3 protein-coding genes are annotated in these 4,586 nt (G+C 67.6%); all 3 read left to right on the top strand.

Annotated elements, in window-relative coordinates:
* Positions 1–3,660 (top strand): multifunctional oxoglutarate decarboxylase/oxoglutarate dehydrogenase thiamine pyrophosphate-binding subunit/dihydrolipoyllysine-residue succinyltransferase subunit (locus tag BN10_RS14350; protein WP_084311110.1); only part of this gene is annotated, 3,660 nt, incomplete at its 5' end.
* Between the two features lie 76 nt (positions 3,661–3,736).
* A complete protein-coding gene (locus BN10_RS17540; protein WP_010851973.1) occupies positions 3,737–3,913 on the top strand; it encodes a DUF6104 family protein in 177 nt (58 codons plus the stop codon).
* On the top strand, positions 3,910–4,563 hold the full coding sequence (locus tag BN10_RS14345) for a GDSL-type esterase/lipase family protein (protein WP_010851972.1): 654 nt from the start codon (positions 3,910–3,912) through the stop codon (positions 4,561–4,563). Before BN10_RS17540 ends, BN10_RS14345 begins: the two co-directional genes overlap by 4 nt.
* Positions 4,564–4,586 lie beyond the last annotated feature (23 nt).

Below are 4,586 nucleotides of genomic sequence, written 5' to 3'. Positions count from 1 at the left end.
CCCCCCCCCCCCGCCGCAGCACCGGCCAGGCAGCCCGCGACATCGGCAGCCAAGCCCGCACCTGCCGCACCCGCCGCTGCGCCGGTGACCAAGGAGGGGCCCACCCCGAAGGCCAAGGCCGCGCCCGTGACGACCCCGACTCCCAACCCGACAAAGGAGCCGGGCACGCCGTCCAATCCGTCGGCGCCGATGCCCCGCGACATGGACAAGCCCAAGACACAGGCCGCCCAGAGCGAGGGCGAGAACCTGCCGATCCGTGGCGCCAGCGCCCGCGTCGTCATGAACATGGAGGCCTCACTCGAGGTGCCGACGGCCACGTCGGTGCGGGCCATCCCGGCCAAGCTGCTCATCGACAACCGGATCGTCATCAACAACCACCTCGCACGCAGCCGCGGCGGCAAGGTGAGTTTCACCCACATCATCGGCTTCGCCCTGGTCAAGGCCCTCAAGGCGATGCCCGAGATGAACTACGGCTTCGGCCACGACGACTCGGGCAAGCCGGTTCTCCACAAGCCGGCCCACGTCAACCTCGGTCTGGCCATCGACCTTGCCAAGCCGGACGGCACTCGCCAACTCCTCGTGCCCTCGATCAAGGGCGCCGAAGGCATGGATTTCGCCCACTTCTGGACGGCCTACGAGGAGATCGTCAAGAAAGCGCGTGGCGGCAAGCTCGAGGTGGCTGACTTCCAGGGCACCACGATCTCGCTGACGAACCCGGGCACCATCGGCACCGTCCACTCGGTGCCGCGGCTCATGCAGGGCCAGGGCGCGATCATTGGCGTCGGGGCGCTCGAGTACCCCGCCGAGTGGCAGGGCGCGAGCAACGAGACGCTCAACCGCAATGCCGTGTCCAAGATCCTCACGATCACGTCGACCTATGACCACCGGATCATCCAGGGCGCGCAGTCCGGTGACTTCCTCCGGGTGGTGCACCAGTTGCTGCTCGGTGCCGAGGGGTTCTACGACGAGATCTTCGAGAGCCTGCGCATCCCCTATGAGCCGGTGCGCTGGGTGCAGGACATCTCGGCGACGCACGACGACGACATCAACAAGGTCGCCCGGGTCCAGGAACTCATCCACGCCTACCGGGTGCGCGGTCACCTGATGGCCGACACCGACCCGCTGGAGTACAAACAGCGTCGTCACCACGATCTCGACATCACCAGCCATGGTCTGACCCTGTGGGACCTGGACCGCTTCTTCGCCACCGGCGGCTTCGGCGGCGAGCCCTTCCTCAAGCTGCGCAAGATCCTGGGCATCCTGCGCGACTCCTACTGCCGCACCATCGGCGTCGAGTACATGCACATCCAGGACCCCGAGCAGCGCCAGTGGATCCAGAAGCGCATCGAAGTCCCCCACGAGAAGATGACTCGCGACGAGCAGCTGCGGATCCTGCGCCGCCTCAACGCGGCGGAAGCCTTCGAGACCTTCCTGCAGACCAAGTTCGTCGGGCAGAAGCGCTTCTCGCTCGAGGGCGGCGAGTCCGTCATCGCACTCTTGGACCGGGTGCTCTCCGCGGCGGCCGAGGACGGGCTCGAGGAGGTCTGCATCGGGATGCCGCACCGCGGGCGCCTCAACGTACTCGCCAACATTGCGGGCAAGTCCTATGGCCAGATCTTCCGTGAGTTCGAGGGCAAGCAGGACCCGCGGTCGGTCCAGGGCTCGGGCGACGTGAAGTACCACTTGGGCACTGAGGGCGAGTTCACCGCCGAGGACGGCTCGACGACCAAGGTCTACCTCGCTGCCAACCCCTCCCACCTCGAGGCCGTCAACCCGGTGCTCGAGGGCATCGTGCGCGCCAAGCAGGACCGGCTCAACCTCGCCGGTGAGGACTTCACCGTCCTGCCGGTGCTCCTCCACGGTGACGCGGCCTTCGCCGGTCAGGGCGTGGTGGCCGAGACCCTCAACCTCTCCCAACTGCGTGGGTACCGCACCGGCGGGACGATCCACGTCGTCATCAACAACCAGGTCGGCTTCACGACTGCGCCCTCGTCGTCGAGGTCCTCGCAGTACTCCACCGACGTGGCCCGGATGATCCAGGCCCCGATCTTCCACGTGAACGGAGACGACCCCGAGGCCTGCGTGCGGGTCGCCGAACTCGCCTACGAATTCCGCAAGGACTTCCACAAGGACGTCGTCATCGACATGGTGTGCTACCGCCGTCGGGGCCACAACGAGGGCGACGACCCGTCGATGACCCAGCCGCTCATGTACAACCTCATCGAGGCCAAGCGCTCGGTCCGCAAGCTCTACACCGAAGCCCTTGTCGGTCGTGGGGACATCGGTCGCGAGGATGCCGAGGCGGCACTGCGCGACTACCAGCAGCAGTTGGAGCGGGTCTTCATCGAGACCAAGGAGGCGCTCAGGGCCGCCGACACTCCCGCCGAGCCCACCGACGCGACCTTCGCAGGCACCGACGTCGAGGGCCACCAAGGCCTCGAGCCGCCAACTGCGCAGACCTCCAATGCGGACGCCACCACCCACAGCTCCACCCAGACGGCCATTTCCACCGAGTTGCTCGAGCGGCTGGGCGACCTCTGGACCGACATCCCCGAGGGCTTCACCGTTCACCCCAAGCTCATGACGATGCTGGAGAAGCGAGCGGCGAGCACCCGTGACGGCGGCATCGACTGGGCCACCGGCGAGCTGCTGGCCTTCGGCTCACTGCTGCGTGAGGGCACTCCCGTGCGGCTGGCCGGTCAGGACAGCCGTCGCGGCACCTTCGTGCAGCGGCACGCGGTGCTCATCGACAAGAACACCGCCGAGGAGTGGACCCCCCTGCTCTACCTCGGTGAGGGCCAGGCCCGCTTCTGGGTCTACGACTCGCTGCTCTCTGAGTATGCCGCGATGGGCTTCGAGTACGGCTATTCGGTCGAGCGACCGGACGCACTGGTGCTCTGGGAGGCCCAGTTCGGCGACTTCCTCAATGGTGCCCAGACCATCGTCGACGAGTTCGTCAGCAGCTCGGAGCAGAAATGGGGTCAGCGCTCCTCGGTCGTCCTTCTTCTGCCGCACGGGTACGAAGGCCAGGGGCCGGATCACTCGTCGGCACGCATCGAACGCTTCCTCCAGCTGTGCGCCGAGGACAACATGACCGTGGCCTATCCGTCGACGCCGGCGTCCTATTTCCACCTCCTCCGTCGTCAGGCCTATGCACGGCCACGTCGCCCACTCATCGTCTTCACCCCGAAGTCGATGCTGCGCCTAAAGGCGGCAGCCAGCGCTCCGGCGGACTTCACCGTCGGCGGCTTCCGTCCGGTCCTCCCGGACCGCAAGGACGCCACCTCAGGCGAGGTGACACGCGTGCTCATCGCGGCCGGAAAGGTCGTCTACGACCTCGAGGCCGAGCGGGAGAAGCGCGGCGACCAGCAGACCGCGATCCTGCGTCTGGAGCAGTACTACCCGCTGCCCGCCGCGGACCTTGCGGCCGAACTGGCCAAGTACCCGGGAGCCGAGGTCGTCGTCGTCCAGGACGAGCCCCAGAACCAAGGCGGCTGGCCCTTCCTGGCCCTCAACCTGCCCGGCGAACTCGCAGCTCTCGGGGAGACCCGACCGCTGCACGTCGTCGCTCGCAAGGCGGCGGCATCGCCCTCGACCGGGTCGAGCAAGAAGCACGCGGTCGAACAGGCCGCCCTGATGGCGCGCGCCTTCGACCGCTGACCGGTGGCCTCAACCAAGCGACCCGATCGTGGGGCGCCTCACCGGCCCGACCCGCAGCGCCGAGTAGCCTGACGTCGTGTACTTCACCGACCGCGGAATCGAGGAGCTCGAGGCGCGTCGCGGCGAGGACGAGGTGTCCTTGGCGTGGCTGGCCGAGCAGTTGCGGGTCTTCGTCGACCTCAACCCGGAGTTCGAGACCCCGGTCGAACGGCTGGCCACGTGGCTTGCTCGGTTGGACGACGAGGACGAATGAGCGTGAGTGACAACGTGATCGAGTTCCGACCCAGCGCCGACTTCACGGTGGCCGATGACGGTGTGCGCGATGTGGCCCTCGTCTTCCTTGGCGCCTCCCTCGTCGTGGGTGTCGGCGACCCCAAGGGTCAGGGCTGGGTGACTCGCGTGGTCGGGCGCACCCAACACCCTGACCTGGCGCTCACGGCATACAACCTGGGACTGCGTGGCGACACCTCCGCCGGCGCCCTTGCCCGGTGGCAGACCGAGGTACCCCTGCGTTGGCAGGGTCGCACAGAACGTCGACTGGTGATCTCCGTCGGTGGCAACGACGTCGCCACCGGCGTATCCCTCGCGCGGCATCGGCTCAACCTCGCCAACATCCTCGATGACGCGGCCAGCACCGGGGTGGCGACGTTCGTCGTCAGCCCGCCACCGACCGATGACCAAACCATCAACGACAAGCTGGGCGTTCTCGTCGAGGCGCAGGCCGACGTCTGCGCTCGTCGCAGCGTGCCCTTCGTCGACTGCTACTCGCCGCTGCTCGGCCACGACCAGTGGCAGTCGGATCTCGCCGCATCGGCCGTGCCCCACCATCCCGGCCAGGCCGGCTATGGCCTGATCGCGTGGCTGGTGCTGCACAACGGCTGGAACGAGTGGCTCGGCCTCTGACACCGCCGCTCGACGTGGCCGTC

Origin of the sequence: Phycicoccus elongatus Lp2, from assembly GCF_000367525.1 — a bacterium.
Classification (GTDB): Bacteria; Actinomycetota; Actinomycetes; order Actinomycetales; family Dermatophilaceae; genus Phycicoccus_A; species Phycicoccus_A elongatus.
This window is presented reverse-complemented; position numbering and strand designations above follow the sequence as displayed.

Excerpts from the sequence above, each read along its gene's own strand:
- BN10_RS14345 (WP_010851972.1), top strand. The coding sequence starts at position 3,910 with ATGAGCGTGAGTGACAACGTGATCGAGTTCCGACCCAGCGCCGACTTC.